A 15,763-nucleotide genomic window follows, 5' to 3' on the forward strand; every position below is an offset into this window, starting at 1 on the left:
TTAATGCCTGAGAAAAAACTTCAACCGTTCGCCGGAAACCGCTCTTTTTACAGGCCTTTTCACGAGATTTTCAGGTCTTACAAACAACCATCGACAGTTCTTCAGCCATACTCCTAAAATGCGCCGGTTTTAAGAAATAACCCGTTACAAACTAACGGTATATCCAACCTTTTAGAGTTCGCCCGCGTGAAAATTCGTCTCTCGATTCTGAGCCTGTTGTTTGCTGTTACAGGCACATTCATCACGCCAACGATCAACGCTGCGGAAACCACCGCTGCTCCACGTGACGCTTCGACATTGAAGATCGCGTCCGGCAGCGCCCTGCTTATGGATATGCAGACCAATAAAGTCATCTATTCCAGCAACCCTGACGTGATCGTGCCGATCGCTTCCGTCAGCAAGCTGATGACGGGCCTGGTCGTGGTAGAAGCTCGACAGAACATGGACGAATGGATCGATGTCGACATCAGGAACACTCCGGAAATGAAGGGCGTGTTCTCCCGGGTCAAACTCAAGAGTGAGCTGCCGCGCCGCGAGATGCTGCTGATCGCCTTGATGTCCTCGGAAAACCGCGCTGCCGCCAGCCTCGCCCATCACTATCCGGGCGGCTACGCTGCTTTTATCGCGGCAATGAACGCCAAGGCCAAGGCGCTGGGCATGACCAGCACGCACTTTGTCGAGCCGACCGGCTTGTCGGAGCGCAACGTTTCCACCGCCCGCGACCTGAGCAAACTGCTGGTGGCTGCGCACAAGCAACCGCTTCTGGTGCAACTGACCACCACCAAGGAAAAAACCGTGGCGTTCCGCAAGCCCAACTACACCCTGGGCTTCCGCAATACCGACCACTTGGTCAATAAGGCCGATTGGGACATCAAGATCACCAAGACCGGCTTCACCAACCCGGCCGGCCATTGCCTGGTGCTGGTGACGAAGATGGGCAACCGTCCGGTCGCCCTGGTGATTCTCGATGCGTTTGGCAAATACACGCATTTTGCCGATGCCAGCCGTATCCGCAGCTGGGTGGAAACCGGACGCAGCGCCACTGTTCCCGCGGTGGCGCAGCAATATAAAGCCGACAAGAACCTCAAGAGCCGTCAGAGCGGCGTGGTCGAAGCGGCCAAGTAGGTCCAGCGCTCATGAAAAAGCCCCGAATCTTCGGGGCTTTTTTTCGTCTGCGCATCAGTCGTTGGGCAGCGGCATCTTGTCGTCATCGGGGATGCCATCGCCCGAGCTCGGCTCTGGCGAAACCTCCGGCGTCAGCACATTGGGCCGGGCCATCGGGTCACGCATCGGGCTGTCCGGATCCAGCACCGGATCAACCTCCGGCTCCGGCGTGGTCGGCACGCTGTCAGGTTTGTGGTCATCGAAGCTTGAATCGGTACTCATACGCACCTCACATCAAGGTTTCAAATCGGCTAACGGATCATAGGGCTTGGCCGGTTTCTTCGGATCTTCACCGGGCTCGACATCCAGCGGCGCCTTCGCCGGACCGACTGGATCAACTTGCGGATCGTCAAGGTCCGGCGAATCCGGGTCGAATCCCAGATCATCGCCGGAGGAATGTTCGGACGAATGCGGACCTTTCGGGGTTGGGGAATCTGCCATGTTGCCTCCTTGATTCACCCGCGAAGCACGGGCATTAATCTTCAGAGGCTCGCCGGGCGCAGTCGTGCCCGGCAGATGACGAACGGAGGTCTATTGCGCTGCCAGAGCCTTTCGCGCCTGCGCCGCAGCGTTTTCTTCACCGGCCTGGGCCAGTTCATCGGCGGCTTTCAGCCAACGGGAGCGGTCGACGGCTGCCGGGATCTGCGACGGTTTCTGAATCAGGATCGCCCAGCCACCGGCCTTTTCGAGCGCTGCTTGAAAGCTGGCGAAATCCATCAACTGCCGACGGTTCATGCCGGCGCGCAGCAGGACCTTCTGTTTATTGCGATCGTAGCCGGACAGGATCGCGTAACGCGGCTCGGCCCAGAATGCCGAACCTTCACTGAAACGCACCATGACCGGGTAGCCCGCTGCGACCTGGGTCAGCAAGGCCGGCAGCTTGCTGTCGAGCGGATAAACCACCAGACCGTACTCGCGGGCGAGGTTCTGCATGTTCTGCTGCAGCTTGTCCTCAGCGCCCGGCAAGTGCAGCGGTTTTTCCAGAAGTCCCGGGGTGATGACGATGCCTTGTTGCGACAGCAGACTGGCCAGCACCTGTGGCCCACTCTGGTTGGCTTCGCCACGATAGAAGGTGCCACTGAGCTCAACCCGCTCCGGCAAGCGCTTGACTTCCGGGGCCACGTTGCCCGCGCATCCGCTCAGCACCACCGCGCAAACGCCGGCAAGCAACGCTCCGCGCACTCGAGAAAATACCTGCACCATCAATCACTCTCTTCCAGACGCCGGTCATCGTGTTCCGGCAACGCCAGCGATCATAGAGCCGCACCAGCCTGCGGTATAGCCTTAAACCGCAGAGCGGGCGATTGCATAGAGCAAACTGATTGGTCACTAACGACCTTTGGTCAATAGCTTGAAACACCCCATTGACTAGACTGTCACTGAAATAGAGCGAATTGCGAAAAGCGGGCGCCCGATGCAGGGCGAAGAGGAGGCACCAATGAGCCTGACCATGACCATCGTGATGTTGATAGCCGGCTGGCTGGCCGTGGCGACTGCCATGTTGTGGGGCGTGCTGCGGATTTCGCGGCGCCATCATCATCCGGTGCAGACGATGCCGGTTGAGAAGACAGAGAAGCATCCAGTGCGACACGCTGCTGCGCATTGAAGACCAACAAGGTCCTTCCCTCATGAGAGCGCTCAGCAGCAGCGCGCTCTCGATAACTCAGCAAAAGGTGAATAAAAAAACCGCCTGCGCTCAACCAGCCCAGGCGGTTTTTTGTGTTCTCAGTAATTACGCCTGCTGAGCAACCTTCTTCTGCTTCGCCCGGCGCGACATCATGTTCAATACTTCGATACCAGCCGAGAATGCCATGGCCGCGTACACATAGCCTTTCGGTACGTGGGCGCCGAAGCCTTCGGCGATTAGGGTCATGCCGATCATGATCAGGAAGCCCAGCGCCAGCATGACCACCGTCGGGTTATCGTTGATGAACTTGGCCAGCGGGTCAGCCGCGAGCAGCATCACCAGCACCGACACCACCACCGCGATGATCATGATCGGCAAGTGTTCGGTCATGCCGACAGCGGTAATGATGCTGTCGATCGAGAACACCATGTCGAGCATCAGGATCTGACCGATAGCCGCGGCAAAACCCAGGGTTACGGTGGAAGTCGCGGTCTTGGGGTCTTCCGGCGACGGGTCCATGCTGTGATGGATCTCGGTCGTGGCTTTCCACACCAGGAACAGGCCACCGGCGATCAGGATCATGTCCTTCCAGGAGAACGCCTGGCCCAGGATTTCGATCACAGGCTCGGTCAACTGCACGATGAATGCGATGGTGCTCAACAACGCCAGACGCAGAATCAGGGCCATGCCGATACCGATACGGCGCGCCTTCTGCCGATGCTGTTCGGGCAGCTTGTTGGTCAGGATCGAAATAAAGATCAGGTTATCGATGCCAAGCACGATTTCCATTACCACCAGTGTGGCCAAAGCAACCCAAGCGGTGGGGCTGGCGGCGAGTTCTAACAGATATTCCATGGGTCAGTCCTGACTCTGTGTAAGACGGTTTAGATGGTCTTGGAGGAAGATTCGGATTCTTCCGCTTGTTTTTCCGGTGTTTCTTTTTTCTCGATCAAACCACCGGTGGCATCACTGAGCGCTTGCTCAGCGGCTTTATGGGTGTCGTCAATCGCTTGCTTGGCAGTTTCAGCCGCCGCGCCCATCAGTTGCTGGGCGCTTTTTTCCGCCTGATCACAACCGGCCAGAACCAGTAAAGACGCAAACATCACTGCGGGAAATGTGTATTTCATAAGGTTTCCTTCGAATGAACAGACAGGCGCACACACCGGCCGTCGATGGCTGGGCATTCTAGGGAGATGAACACTTCAGGAAAATTCGTATTTTTAGCGGCTATACTTCGGTTTTCACGAAGTGGCGACCGATATGCTCAATTACCGACAACTGCATTACTTCTGGGTTGTAGCCAAAACCGGCAGCATCGTCCGCGCCTGCGAGCAGCTGAACCTGACGCCACAGACCATCAGCGGACAGATCTCACTGCTTGAACAAACCTATGGCGTGGAATTGTTTCGCCGGGTTGGCCGCCAGTTGGAGCTCACCGAAGCCGGGCGCCAGGCCCTGCCCTACGCTGAGCAGATGTTTCAGTTGGGCGGCGAGCTGGAGCTGATGCTGCGTGCGCAGCCCAACGAGCAGCAGATCCTCTTTCGCGTCGGCGTGGCCGACGTGGTGCCCAAATCCATTGTTTATCGCCTGATCGCGCCGACCATGGAATTGAGCGAGCCGCTGCGCATCACCTGCCGCGAGGACAAACTCGAGCGCCTGCTCGCCGATCTGGCCATTCAGCGTCTGGATCTGGTTATTTCCGACAGCCCGATGCCTTCGCATCTGGACATCAAAGGCTACAGCCAGAAGCTCGGTGAATGCGGGATCAGTTTTTTCGCCACCGCCGAACTCGCCGCGCAGTATGGCCAGGATTTCCCGCGCAGCCTGCACGGCGCACCGCTGCTGATTCCCGGCGCGGAAACCGTGGTGCGCAGCCGTTTGCAGCGCTGGTTCGCCGAACAGCAGATCCAGCCGCAGATTGTCGGCGAGTTCGATGACAGTGCTTTGATGCAGGCCTTCGGCCAATCCGGCAGCGGGATCTTTATCGGCCCGAGCGTGATTGCCGAGGAAGTGAAGCGCCAGTACGGCGTCGAGTTGATCGGCCAGACCGACGCCGTGAGCGAGTCGTTCTATGCCATTTCGGTGGAACGCAAGGTCAAGCACCCTGGCATCGTAGCGATTACCGAGGGTGCCCGACGCGAGCTGTTTACCGGGTTATGAAGCGCAGACTTCACGCGGCTTCAGCGTCATCAGCACCATGGCGAGGAACACCGACAGCAAAATGAAGCCGGCAGCGGCAAAGCCGAGAAAGCCCAGCCCGGCAGTGTCGATCACCCGGCCGCCGACCATCGCGCCCAGACCAATGCCGAGATTGGCCCCGGCGATGTTCAGCGACGCGGCGAAGGCCGGCGCTTCCGGTGCGGCTTTCATCAGGCGCACATGGCTGACCAGGAACAGCGCCGCCTGAGTCACGCCCCAGATGCCCATCGCCACCGCCAGACCCACTGGCGAATGAATGTTCGGCACCAGCGAAACCATGCCGGCGATCATGAACGCACAGAACAACACCGACGCCCCCAGCGGATGCCGATCCACCGCTCGCCCACCGAGCGAGTTGCCGATCAGCCCGACTGCGCCAAACGCCATCAGGCACCAGCCGACCACGGTGCCGTTGAAACCGGCAAGTCGTTCGAGGATGTCAGCAAGGTAGGTGTAAGCGGTAAACATGCCGCTGAACACCAGAATCGACAACAAGATATGGCCGAGCATCAGCGGGCTGCGCAGGATCTTGAACTGCGAACGGAAGCTGACCTGATGCTGGTGCAGACTGGTTTTCGGCAGGTAGACAAACAGCAGCAAGGCTTTGGCAAACGCGATCAACGCCAGTATGCCGAAGGCGCTGCGCCAGCCGAACGCGTCGGAAATCAGCGTGCCGACCGGAATGCCGAACACAGTGGCGCAGACGATGCCGAAGCCGATCTTGGCGATGGCGCGGCCGGCGAAATCCGGGCCGACGATGTCGACGGCGGTTTCACTGGCCAATGCCCAGAACACTGGCAAACCCAACGCCGGAATCAACCGTGCGATGGCCATCACCCAGATGTTCGGTGCCAACGCTGCAACGGTATTGGCCAGACCGAACATGATCAGAATGCTGATGAACAGTTTACGCCGTTCGAAACGGGCGAAATACGCGGTCAGGAATGGGCCGAACAGCGCCACGGTAAAGGCGAACAAGGTCACCAGCAGCCCGGCTTGCGGGATGCTGACTTCGAGGTCTCGGGCGATCGCCGGCAACAGGCCGACAATGACGAATTCCGTGGTCAGCACCGTGAACCCGGCAGCGGACAACAGAAGAATAGGCAACAGCATGCGCAACTCCAGCAAAACGACGACACCAGCGTTGACCCGGAGGCCCGCTGGCAGAACTTGAAAATGAGGATGGCGAAGCTTAACAGACTGCGTCCGCACTGAGTTGCCCAAAACTGCCGATCTGCCGGGCCGATCCGGTGGCAGATCGTCACAGGCCTGAAGGTTCACGCCTACGCTGTGATAAAGTCCGCGCCCTGAAAATCGTACAGCTGTTCAACGTGCCGTTTGGCGGCGTTGATGTCACTTCGACAGGCGTTTCGTGACTGCCCACGACGCTTCGCACCCTATAAAAAACAGAGATGCCGCTATGACCGCTTCATCCCCTTCGTTACTGCAACGCCTGAAACGCCTGAGTCTGGTGACCCAGATCGTCATTGGTCTGATCGCCGGTATTGCCCTGGCCCTGATTGCACCGGAGCTGGCGAAGTCCACCGCGTTCATCGGCAAGGTGTTTGTCTCGGCGTTGAAAGCCGTGGCGCCGATTCTGGTGTTCGTGCTGGTGATGGCCTCGATCGCCAACCACAAGCACGGTCAGGAAACCCACATCCGCCCGATCCTGTTCCTCTACCTGCTGGGTACATTCAGCGCTGCGGTGGTGGCCGTGGTCGCCAGCATGGCGTTCCCGTCGAATCTGGTGTTATCGACCGAGAACGTTGCCGTGACTGCGCCTGGCGGCATCGGCGAAGTCCTGCAAAGCCTGTTGCTCAGCGTCGTCGATAACCCGGTCAGCGCGCTGATGAATGCCAACTTCATCGGCATTCTGGCCTGGGCGATCGGCATGGGCATTGCCATCCGCCACGCTGGCGACACCACTCGCGAAGTGCTCGGTGACTTGTCCAACGGCGTCACCGTGATCGTCCGCGTGGTCATTCGCTTCGCACCGCTGGGCATTTTCGGCCTGGTCGCGTCGACATTGGCCACCTCCGGTTTCGGCGCGCTGCTCGGCTACGCGCACCTGCTGGCGGTGCTGCTGGGCTGCATGCTGTTCGTCGCGCTGGTGATGAACCCGCTGATCGTGTTCTGGAAGCTGCGCCGCAATCCGTACCCGTTGACCCTGATGTGCCTGCGCGAAAGCGGCATCACCGCGTTCTTCACCCGCAGCTCGGCGGCGAACATTCCGGTCAACCTGGAATTGAGCAAGCGCCTGGGCCTGCACGAAGACACTTACTCGGTATCGATCCCGCTAGGTGCGACCATCAACATGGCCGGTGCGGCGATCACCATTACCGTGCTGGCCTTGGCGGCGGTGCACACTTTGGGCATCGCCGTGGACATCCCGACCGCGATCCTGCTCAGCGTCGTCGCCGCGATTTGCGCCTGTGGTGCTTCGGGTGTGGCCGGTGGTTCGCTGCTGCTGATTCCGCTGGCGTGCAGCCTGTTCGGCATCCCGAGCGAGATCGCCATGCAGGTCGTGGCGGTGGGCTTCATTATTGGCGTGCTGCAGGATTCGGCGGAGACCGCGCTGAACTCGTCGACTGACGTGCTGTTTACAGCGGCAGCTTGCCTGGGCGAGGAAGAGAAGGCTCAGCGTACGGCGTAACCGCCTTACCTTGTGGGAGCGAGCCTGCTCGCGAAAGGGGCGAGACATTCAGCATTAATAGCGCCTGATACGCCGCATTCGCGAGCAGGCTCGCTCCCACAGAAAAACAAAAGCCCGCCAAGGCGCGAATCTTGGCGGGCTTTTTCGTATCCGGGTGTTTAGAACGCGCCCATGTAATCGCGCTTGCCCACTTCAACACCGTTATGACGCAGCAGCGCGTAGGTGGTGGTGACGTGGAAGAAGAACTGCGGCAGGCCGTAAGTCAGCAGATACGCCTGACCACTGAAGCGCTTCTCTTTCGGCGTACCCGGACGGGTCACGATTTCGATGCCTTCCTTGCCATCGATCTGCTCTGGCTTGATCTCGCCAATGAAGGCCAGAACCTTGGCGATCAACGCTTGCAGTTCGGCGAAGGTGGTTTCAGTGTCGTCGTACTTCGGCAGTTCGACTTCAGCCAGACGCGCCGACACGCCTTTGGCGAAATCCACGGCGATCTGCACCTGACGCACCAGCGGGAACATGTCCGGGTACAGACGCGCTTGCAGGAAGACGCTCTGGTCGATGTTTTTCGCGCTGGCGTGGGCTTCGGCCTTTTTCAGCACATCGCTCAGGGCGTTGAGCATTTGTTGAAAAACCGGGACGGATGCGGCGTACAGTGAAATGGTCATGGCAATCTCATGTGATGGCTGGGTAATACGTGGTGGCGATTATAGCCATGCTTGATGAGCACACGGCTTGCCTTTTGTTTGGCAAGGATTAGGCTAGGCGGCTTCGACTGCAGAGGGAACGCGCGATGAGCAACGAACAAGAATCCACCTCCGACCAGCCACGGCTCAATGCCACGGAAATCCGCATTCTCGGTGCGCTGATCGAAAAACAGGCCACCAGCCCGGAAACCTATCCGCTGACCCTCAACGCGCTGGTGCTGGCCTGCAATCAGAAAACCAGCCGCGAACCGGTGATGAACCTCAATCAGGGCCAGGTCGGCCAGAGCCTGCGCGCTCTGGAGGGGCGTGGTTTTACCCGGCTGGTAATGGGCAGCCGTGCCGACCGCTGGGAGCACAAGGTCGACAAGGCGCTGGAGCTGGTGCCGGCGCAGGTGATTCTGACGGGTCTGATGTTTCTGCGCGGTCCGCAGACCGTCAACGAACTGCTGACCCGCAGCGGGCGCATGCACGAGTTCGAGGACGCCGAGCAGGTGGTTCATCAGCTTGAACGCCTGATCGCACGCGGTCTGGCGGTATTGATTCCGCGTCAGGCCGGGCAGCGTGAGGATCGCTACACCCATGCCTTGGGCGATCCGGCAGATATCGAAGCGATCCTGGCGGCGCGGCAGAATCCTGGGGAGCGCTCGAGCGGTGGCGTTTCAATGGAGCGTATCGAAGAACTCGAGGCCCGCATCGCGGCGCTGGAAGAACGCCTGGCCCGCCTCGAATAACCACCGCAAAGCCAGAGTGGGAGCGAGCCTGCTCGCGAAAGCGTAGCGTCAGTCACCACGATCTCGGATGACCCGCCGCCTTCGCGAGCAGGCTCGCTCCCACAGGGTCTGCGCGATATTCAGCTGCCCGCTTCATTCCCCATCCCAATAATCCACCCCATCCACCTGCCGCGCGACAGCGACAAAGCCCGAGGCATTGCCCTCGGCATCCACCGTGAAATTATCCATCACCGCATACTTGTTCGAATCCGGATACTCGCAGATCTCCGGCTGCTGCTGAGTGCTCACCGCCAGATAACGCAGTTCGCCCGCGCTGGTATTGATGATCTGATGTGCCTTCTCCGGTCCGCCGGGTGGGCAGGCGATCACATCACCGGCGCGGATCGGAAAACGCTCCCCTCCCAAGCGCACCTCGCCCTCCCCGGCCACCACGTAGAACATCTCCTCATTGACCCGATGGCTGTGGAATGGACTGCCGCGCATGCCCGCTGGCAGCGCATACAGGCGATAACCGAGTTTCTGCGCACCCAGTTGCTGACCAATCCGCGCGATACGCTGCTGATAACGCCCGGCGGTTTCGCCTTCAGGGGCCAGGGCTTCGGGAAGGGCTTCGAGTTCGACCTCGTTGAGGTTGAGGATGGGCGGATGCATGGGCGGCCTCGGTTAAGGTTTTTGTGATGGGCACGTCTGTGCGTGCTGGCGAGGATTATAGATAGTGATCCAGAACCGCAGCGCCGCCTTCGCGAGCAGGCTCGCTCCCACATTCAATCGCATTCCAACTGGAGGAACACGCTCAACCTGTGGGAGCGAGCCTGCTCGCGAAGAGCCCAGCCCAGCCACTAAAAGATCAATCAGCTGCGCGCAAAATCCACCGCCGCCGCAAACTGCGCCTCATTCGGCCGCACCCCGGTGTACAGCACGAACTGCTCCAGCGCCTGGATCGCTATCACTTCCAGCCCGGTGATCACTCGCTTGCCCTCGGCTCGTGCACGCACAATCAGTGGGGTTTCCGAAGGAATCGCCACCACGTCGAATACAGTCTCAGCCGCTTTGATCACTTCAGGCTCGACCGCCAGTGCCCCCGCCCCCGGCCCGCCGTCCATGCCTACCGGTGTGACATTGATCAGCATCTGCGGGCGCTCGTCGCCAAGCTCGGCCTGCCAGCGATAACCCAGCGAGTCCGCCAGGGCGCGGCCGGCGCGTTCGTTACGGGCGACAATCAAACCGTTCTTGTAGCCACCATCGCGCAGGGCGCTGGCCACCGCTTTGGCCATGCCGCCGCTGCCGCGCAGGGCGAAGGTCGAATCCTTCGGCACCGCGTGGCTTTCCAGCAATTGCGCGACGGCGATGTAATCGGTGTTGTAGGCCTTGAGGTGGCCGCCAGTGTTGACGATGGTGTTGATCGACTGGATCGCCGCCGCCGACGCATCCAGCTCATCGACCAGCGCAATGCAGGCTTCCTTGAACGGCATCGACACGCCGCAGCCGCGAATGCCCAGTGCCCGGATGCCGCCGACCGCGCCGGTCAGGTCCTGGCTGCTGAACGCTTTGTAATAGAAATTCAGGCCCAGCTGTTCATACAAATGGTTGTGAAAACGCAGACCGAAATTCCCCGGCCGCCCCGACAGGGACATGCACAGTTGGGTGTCTTTGTTCGGGTTCATCTGCATGAAACTTCTCCTTCAAACGCACTTTCGGATGGACGGGATTGGCCAGCCCACCGGGTTCTGAATCATCATTGGGGCTTGTTTGTGGCGCCGCGCAGCCGGGTAAAGAAGCCGCTACAGACCTTACACAAAATTTACCCAGCGGCTGTGCTGAATTTCGCAATTTTGCTGTCTTAGCTGTATCCCCGCGACAACTGTGGGCCTGATTCAGGCCGCGGCGCCGGGTCGAAGAACCGAGGACTTATCATGATTCGTAAACTTCCCATCATGGCTTTGTTGATTGGCGCACTTGCCGTCACCGGCCAGGCTGAAGCGGGTGGTGGCCATGGCTGGCAGGGCCCTGCAGTGTTTGGCGCGATCGTCGGCTCGGCCATCATCGGCTCGGCACTGATCAACCAGGATCGGCCAGTGTATGTGCAACAACAACCGGTTTATGTTCAGCCGCAACCGGTCTACGTGCAGCAACCACCGCCACCGGTCTATTACCAGCCGGCGCCGGTGTATGTGCAGCAACCGGTTTACGTGCAGCCGGCCCCGGTCTACTACGGCCCGCCTCGCGGTTATTACGGCCGGCCCCACGGCTATTACGGCGGCCCACATGGTTACTACGGTGGTCCACGCTGGTAAGCGCAACACAGAGCCCTGCTTTCGAGCAGGGCTTTTTTATGACCGCTGGTCGGCCAACGTCTGAAAAAATCTCGCCAAGGTCGCTGTGAGGACAGTGCGAGCAGCTAAAGTCGGCATGATGGAATCGACCGTCGGGCTTTTTTCATCGAACGGTCACCGCTTTGTCATGACGGAACCGCAATCTGAATCCGTCCGTAAACAACAGATCGATAACAACAAGGACGACTGTATGCCCACACAAAACCCGCACCGCATCGTCGGTCTGTGCACCTCGAGCAAGGTGTACAGCGCACTTACCGAGCTCAAGCATCTGGAAGGCCATCGCTGCGCCAAGCTGCTGTCCCTGCTCGCCGAAAACCTCGTGCACAAGGGCCTGCTCAATGAGCGCGAAGTCATGCACATGCTCGATCAAGTGGTCGAATGACGCCAGACCTCACTGGCATCAATGACCACTATCGAAAGCGTTGATTGTCCGTCGTGCCGGCAAATCCCTAAGGTAGCCCCATCAGTTTGATGGAGGTTTTCCCATGGCACAGGTTCAAATCATGTCGGTGATCGGCAGCGCAGTTCCCGCTTCGCTGCGTGCATCCGGTTTGCTCGCTTGCTGGTATCTGGTGCGCGACGGCGAGCCGATCAGCGGCCCGCTCACCTCCTTGCCAGCAGCACAGGCCTTGTCGCAACAAGTCGCCAGCAACACCTTTCATGCCTAAGGCAGCTGCACCTTGGGCTTGGTCTCGACAAACAGCGCCCAGCTCGACAGGAACAATGCGGCAATCAGCGGCCCGATCACAAAGCCGTTGAGGCCGAAGACCGCGAGGCCGCCGAGGGTGGAAACCAGAATCAGGTAATCGGGCATTTTCGTATCCTTGCCCACCAGAATCGGGCGCAGCACGTTGTCGACCAGGCCGATCACGAATACGCCGAACAAGCCCAGCACCACACCCTGCCAGATCATCCCGCTGAGCAGGAAGTACACCGCCACCGGCGCCCAGACAATCCCCGCGCCCACCGCTGGCAACAGCGACAGAAACGCCATCAGCACCGCCCAGAGCAATGCGCTGGGAATGTCGAGAAACCAGAAAATCAGCCCGCCCAGTGCACCTTGGGTCACGGCCACCACCACGTTGCCTTTGACTGTCGCGCGCACCACGCGGTTGAACTTCAGTTGCAGGCGGCGCTTGTGGTTTTCTTCCAGCGGCACGGCGGTGCGTATCTTGCGCGCCAGCTCGGGGCCGTCACGCAGAAAGAAAAACAACAGATAGAGCATGATGAAAAAGCTCACCACGAATTCGAACGTGCCCTGGCCGAAGCTGAACGCCTGAGTCGCCAGCGCCTGGCTGCCCTGCATCGCCGCTTTGACGATCTTCTCGCGCAAGCTGTCGAGTTCGCCCATGCCGAAGCGGTCGAGCAAGTGCTGAAAGTACGGCGGCAGACTGTGCTTGAACTGCGCCAGATACGCAGCGATATCCAGCTCGCCGCTTTCGATGTTCTTGTAGACCGTCGCCCCTTCCTGCACCAGCAGGATGCTGACGATGATCACCGGCAGAATCGCGATCACCAGGCACAGGCTCAAGGTGCACAGCGACGTCACGTTGCGTTGCCAGCCGAACTTCTGCTGCAACCTGCGCTGTACCGGCGCAAACAGAATGCCAAGGATGACAGCCCAGAACACCGCGCCGTAAAACGGCAGCAGGATCCAGATAAAGGCCACCGTGACCAGTACCAGCAGCACCGTCAGGGATTTGAATTGCAGACTCTTTTCGTTCATATCCGGTCCATGTCAGTCAGGCGTCACGCACGCACGCCCCACTTAGTCAGCCGCCGAGCGCGCGAGTGCCATGTTTATTCATGGAGCATAGATCCAGATCAATAAACCCTCGCAACAGCTGCCCTACCCTGCGCGGCTTTTGCGACCGACACCCAAATGAAGACTCTCATCGCCCCCGAGCTTCTCGCCCCCGCCGGCACCCTGAAAAACATGCGTTACGCCTTCGCTTATGGCGCCGATGCGGTCTATGCCGGCCAGCCGCGCTACAGCCTGCGGGTGCGCAACAACGAATTCGACCACGCCAACCTGGCGCTGGGCATCCGTGAGGCGCAGGCGCAGGGCAAGCGCTTCTACGTGGTGGTCAACATCGCCCCGCACAACGCCAAGCTGAAGACCTTCCTCAAGGATCTGGCGCCGGTGATCGAGATGGCCCCGGATGCGCTGATCATGTCCGATCCGGGCCTGATCATGCTGGCGCGCCGGCATTTTCCGCTGATGCCGATTCACCTGTCGGTGCAGGCCAATACGGTGAACTGGGCGAGCGTCGAGTTCTGGCAGCAACAGGGACTGAGCCGGATCATTCTGTCGCGCGAATTGTCGCTGGAGGAGATCGGCGAAATCCGCGAGCAGGTGCCGGGCATGGAGCTGGAAGTGTTCGTGCACGGCGCGCTGTGCATGGCCTATTCCGGGCGCTGCCTGCTTTCCGGTTACATGAACAAACGCGATGCCAATCAGGGCACCTGCACCAACGCCTGCCGCTGGAAGTACACGGCGCAGGAAGCCACGCAAAACCAGCTCGGCGAGATCGTCCAGACCTTTCAACCCGAGCCGACGCTGGGCCTCGGCGCACCGACCGATCAGGTCTTCCTGTTGCAGGAAGCCAATCGTCCCGATGAATTGATGCCGGCCTTCGAAGACGAACACGGCACCTACATCATGAACGCCAAGGACCTGCGCGCCGTGCAGCATGTCGAGCGCCTGACGCGCATGGGCGTGCATTCATTGAAGATCGAAGGCCGGACCAAATCGCATTTCTACTGCGCACGCACCACCCAGGTGTATCGCCGGGCGATCGATGATGCCGTGGCCGGGCGCGCGTTTGATCGCGGCCTGATGCTGGATCTTGAGTCGCTCGCCCAGCGCGGCTACACCGAAGGTTTTCTGCGCCGGCATGTGCATGACGAATATCAGAACTATCAGCACGGCAGTTCGGTGTCGGAGCGGCAGCAGTTCGTTGGCGAGCTGACCGGCGAGCGCCGGGACCGCCTGGCCGAGGTGAAAGTGAAGAATCGTTTTGCCGTGGGCGATCATCTGGAACTGATGACGCCCAAGGGCAATTTCCATTTTGATCTGCATGAATTGCAGAGTGTCAGCGGCCAAGCGATCGAAGTGGCGCCGGGGGACGGGCATACGGTGTACGTGCCGATACCGGATGCGGTGGATTTGCGCTTTGGGTTGTTGATGCGGGATTTGCCGCGGACCTGAATCCCCTCCCCCTAGCCCTCTCCCAGAGGGAGAGGGGACTGATCGGGGGATATTTCAGAGGTACGCTGACCTGAACGGGGACCGCTGAATCCGCAAACTACACAGCGCTGGTTGTGCTCGTGAATCCATAAGCGGCTCGGACTTTCAGGTCGATGTCTGGCGCAAGACACCTCGGTTGGCCCCCTCTCCCTCCGGGAGAGGGCTGGGGTGAGGGCCGCTTTTCCATTGGGCAAACTCCTCCCGCAACATCGCCACAAATGCATCTCGCGCCGGGTGCACACCGGCGTTTTCATGCCAGTAAAACAAATTCTCGATCGCCATCAGTTCAGCGAACTCGTAACCCTCGCAGCCCGCGCCTTTGGCGTACTGCTCGAACACGCCCCGGGGCACCAGCGCCACCCCGGCACCGGCGCTGACGCAGCCGACAATCGCTCCGTAACTGGCCAGACTGACAATCGGCAGCGCCTGCCCCTGGCGCAGCAACCAATGCTCAAGTGCCGCGCGGTATGGGCAACCCGGTGGCCACATGAACAGGGTTTTGTCTTGCAGATCCGCGATGTCGCGCACCGGGCCGACTGAAGTCGAGGCGATCAGTAACAATTCCTCTCGATACATCGGCGTGCGTTTGAGCTGAGCACGTTCGACATCTACCGCCACGATCGCACCATCCAGGCGATGGTTGACGGTGTCGTCGAGCAATTGGCTCCAGGTCCCGGTGGTGAGTTCGAGTGCTACTTGCGGATAACGCTGGTGGAATTTCGCCAGCAGACGCGGCAAGCGCCCGGTCGCCGAGGACTCGATGGCGCCGATGCGCAGCGGTCCGGACGGCTCGGCGGCCGGGTCGAGCGCGCGTTTGGCTTCGACGGTCAGCGCCAGAATCTTTTGCGCATAAACCAGAAAGGTCTGCCCCGCCGGGCTGATCCGCAGTCCGCGCCCCTCGCGCAAGAACAGCGCCACGCCCAACTCGGCCTCCAGCGCTTTGATCCGCGCGGTGATGTTCGACGGCACGCAGAACAGCTTTTCGGCGGCCCGGGCAATGCTGCCGACCTCGGCCACAGTCTTGAACATGCGGATTTGCGCCAGCTCCATAATCATCACTCCGAGTGAACAGTCGACGCAGTATAAGTCAGTTGTG

General features: G+C 60.0%; 20 protein-coding genes. 9 read left to right on the plus strand and 11 right to left on the minus strand.

Features of this window, described 5'->3' with window-relative positions:
* Positions 1-186 precede the first annotated feature (186 nt).
* The gene (pbpG, locus tag OC605_RS00470; RefSeq protein WP_262136017.1) at positions 187-1,125 is read left to right on the plus strand and encodes a D-alanyl-D-alanine endopeptidase; all 939 of its coding nucleotides are present in this window, start codon (positions 187-189) and stop codon (positions 1,123-1,125) included.
* 54 nt (positions 1,126-1,179) lie between these two features.
* Here the strand turns inward: pbpG and OC605_RS00475 are convergent, their stop codons facing one another.
* The 3 genes from OC605_RS00475 to OC605_RS00485 form a co-directional block, all read right to left on the minus strand.
* Positions 1,180-1,386, minus strand: coding sequence for a hypothetical protein (locus OC605_RS00475; RefSeq protein ID WP_071172948.1), 207 nt, complete (start codon positions 1,384-1,386; stop codon positions 1,180-1,182).
* A gap of 12 nt (positions 1,387-1,398) precedes the next feature.
* Positions 1,399-1,605, minus strand: coding sequence for a DUF6021 family protein (locus OC605_RS00480; RefSeq protein WP_262136018.1), 207 nt, complete (start codon positions 1,603-1,605; stop codon positions 1,399-1,401).
* Positions 1,606-1,695: 90 nt separating this feature from the next.
* Positions 1,696-2,367 carry a peptidase C39 family protein gene (locus tag OC605_RS00485; protein ID WP_024013463.1) on the minus strand — a complete coding sequence of 224 codons (672 nt, stop codon included), beginning with the start codon at positions 2,365-2,367 and terminating at the stop codon, positions 1,696-1,698.
* Positions 2,368-2,602: 235 nt separating this feature from the next.
* On the opposite strand from OC605_RS00485, the gene OC605_RS00490 reads away from it, so the two are divergent.
* Complete coding sequence (locus OC605_RS00490) at positions 2,603-2,770, plus strand: hypothetical protein (protein ID WP_016775342.1); 168 nt, start codon at positions 2,603-2,605, stop codon at positions 2,768-2,770.
* Positions 2,771-2,896: 126 nt separating this feature from the next.
* Here OC605_RS00490 and OC605_RS00495 read toward each other — a convergent pair whose 3' ends face one another.
* Positions 2,897-3,646 (minus strand): TerC family protein, encoded by a 750-nt coding sequence (locus tag OC605_RS00495; protein WP_071172950.1) that lies wholly within the window; start codon positions 3,644-3,646, stop codon positions 2,897-2,899.
* A gap of 29 nt (positions 3,647-3,675) precedes the next feature.
* Positions 3,676-3,918 (minus strand): hypothetical protein, encoded by a 243-nt coding sequence (locus OC605_RS00500; RefSeq protein ID WP_024013465.1) that lies wholly within the window; start codon positions 3,916-3,918, stop codon positions 3,676-3,678.
* A gap of 133 nt (positions 3,919-4,051) precedes the next feature.
* Here OC605_RS00500 and nhaR point away from each other — a divergent pair, with 133 nt between their 5' ends.
* Positions 4,052-4,951, plus strand: coding sequence for a transcriptional activator NhaR (gene nhaR / locus OC605_RS00505; protein WP_016775345.1), 900 nt, complete (start codon positions 4,052-4,054; stop codon positions 4,949-4,951).
* Here nhaR and OC605_RS00510 read toward each other — a convergent pair.
* On the minus strand, positions 4,946-6,103 hold the full coding sequence (locus OC605_RS00510; RefSeq protein ID WP_122612098.1) for an MFS transporter: 1,158 nt from the start codon (positions 6,101-6,103) through the stop codon (positions 4,946-4,948). The genes nhaR and OC605_RS00510 overlap by 6 nt on opposite strands.
* Positions 6,104-6,410: 307 nt before the next feature.
* On the opposite strand from OC605_RS00510, the gene sstT reads away from it, so the two are divergent.
* Positions 6,411-7,643, plus strand: coding sequence for a serine/threonine transporter SstT (gene sstT, locus OC605_RS00515; protein ID WP_110646841.1), 1,233 nt, complete (start codon positions 6,411-6,413; stop codon positions 7,641-7,643).
* A gap of 158 nt (positions 7,644-7,801) precedes the next feature.
* Here sstT and OC605_RS00520 read toward each other — a convergent pair whose 3' ends face one another.
* Positions 7,802-8,311 carry a DUF1993 family protein gene (locus tag OC605_RS00520; RefSeq protein ID WP_016775348.1) on the minus strand — a complete coding sequence of 170 codons (510 nt, stop codon included), beginning with the start codon at positions 8,309-8,311 and terminating at the stop codon, positions 7,802-7,804.
* A 125-nt stretch (positions 8,312-8,436) separates the two neighbouring features.
* On the opposite strand from OC605_RS00520, the gene OC605_RS00525 reads away from it, so the two are divergent.
* Positions 8,437-9,081: a YceH family protein gene (locus OC605_RS00525; RefSeq protein ID WP_130927961.1), complete on the plus strand. Its 645-nt coding sequence runs from the start codon at positions 8,437-8,439 to the stop codon at positions 9,079-9,081.
* A 132-nt stretch (positions 9,082-9,213) separates the two neighbouring features.
* Here the strand turns inward: OC605_RS00525 and OC605_RS00530 are convergent, their stop codons facing one another.
* Both OC605_RS00530 and OC605_RS00535 read right to left on the minus strand, forming a co-directional pair.
* On the minus strand, positions 9,214-9,732 hold the full coding sequence (locus OC605_RS00530) for a cupin domain-containing protein (RefSeq protein ID WP_024013469.1): 519 nt from the start codon (positions 9,730-9,732) through the stop codon (positions 9,214-9,216).
* A 200-nt stretch (positions 9,733-9,932) separates the two neighbouring features.
* The gene (locus tag OC605_RS00535; RefSeq protein WP_262136020.1) at positions 9,933-10,751 is read right to left on the minus strand and encodes a shikimate 5-dehydrogenase; all 819 of its coding nucleotides are present in this window, start codon (positions 10,749-10,751) and stop codon (positions 9,933-9,935) included.
* Positions 10,752-10,994: 243 nt separating this feature from the next.
* Here OC605_RS00535 and OC605_RS00540 point away from each other — a divergent pair, with 243 nt between their 5' ends.
* The 3 genes from OC605_RS00540 (at position 10,995) to OC605_RS00550 (ending at position 12,085) form a co-directional block, all read left to right on the plus strand.
* Positions 10,995-11,375: a hypothetical protein gene (locus OC605_RS00540; RefSeq protein WP_024013471.1), complete on the plus strand. Its 381-nt coding sequence runs from the start codon at positions 10,995-10,997 to the stop codon at positions 11,373-11,375.
* A 229-nt stretch (positions 11,376-11,604) separates the two neighbouring features.
* A complete protein-coding gene (locus OC605_RS00545; RefSeq protein ID WP_016770691.1) occupies positions 11,605-11,799 on the plus strand; it encodes a hypothetical protein in 195 nt (64 codons plus the stop codon).
* Positions 11,800-11,902: 103 nt separating this feature from the next.
* Positions 11,903-12,085 carry a hypothetical protein gene (locus OC605_RS00550; RefSeq protein ID WP_016770690.1) on the plus strand — a complete coding sequence of 61 codons (183 nt, stop codon included), beginning with the start codon at positions 11,903-11,905 and terminating at the stop codon, positions 12,083-12,085.
* Here the strand turns inward: OC605_RS00550 and OC605_RS00555 are convergent.
* Positions 12,082-13,143: an AI-2E family transporter gene (locus tag OC605_RS00555; RefSeq protein ID WP_133336900.1), complete on the minus strand. Its 1,062-nt coding sequence runs from the start codon at positions 13,141-13,143 to the stop codon at positions 12,082-12,084. The two genes, OC605_RS00550 and OC605_RS00555, sit on opposite strands and share 4 nt — an antisense overlap.
* Before the next feature lie 156 nt (positions 13,144-13,299).
* Here OC605_RS00555 and yegQ point away from each other — a divergent pair, with 156 nt between their 5' ends.
* The gene (yegQ, locus tag OC605_RS00560; RefSeq protein WP_262136021.1) at positions 13,300-14,628 is read left to right on the plus strand and encodes a tRNA 5-hydroxyuridine modification protein YegQ; all 1,329 of its coding nucleotides are present in this window, start codon (positions 13,300-13,302) and stop codon (positions 14,626-14,628) included.
* Positions 14,629-14,772: 144 nt separating this feature from the next.
* On the opposite strand, the gene OC605_RS00565 is transcribed toward yegQ, so the two are convergent.
* Positions 14,773-15,717 (minus strand): LysR family transcriptional regulator, encoded by a 945-nt coding sequence (locus tag OC605_RS00565; protein WP_262136022.1) that lies wholly within the window; start codon positions 15,715-15,717, stop codon positions 14,773-14,775.
* Positions 15,718-15,763 lie beyond the last annotated feature (46 nt).

Origin of the sequence: Pseudomonas sp. Marseille-Q5117 (assembly GCF_946901175.1) — a bacterium.
Taxonomy (GTDB): Bacteria; Pseudomonadota; Gammaproteobacteria; order Pseudomonadales; family Pseudomonadaceae; genus Aquipseudomonas; species Aquipseudomonas iranensis.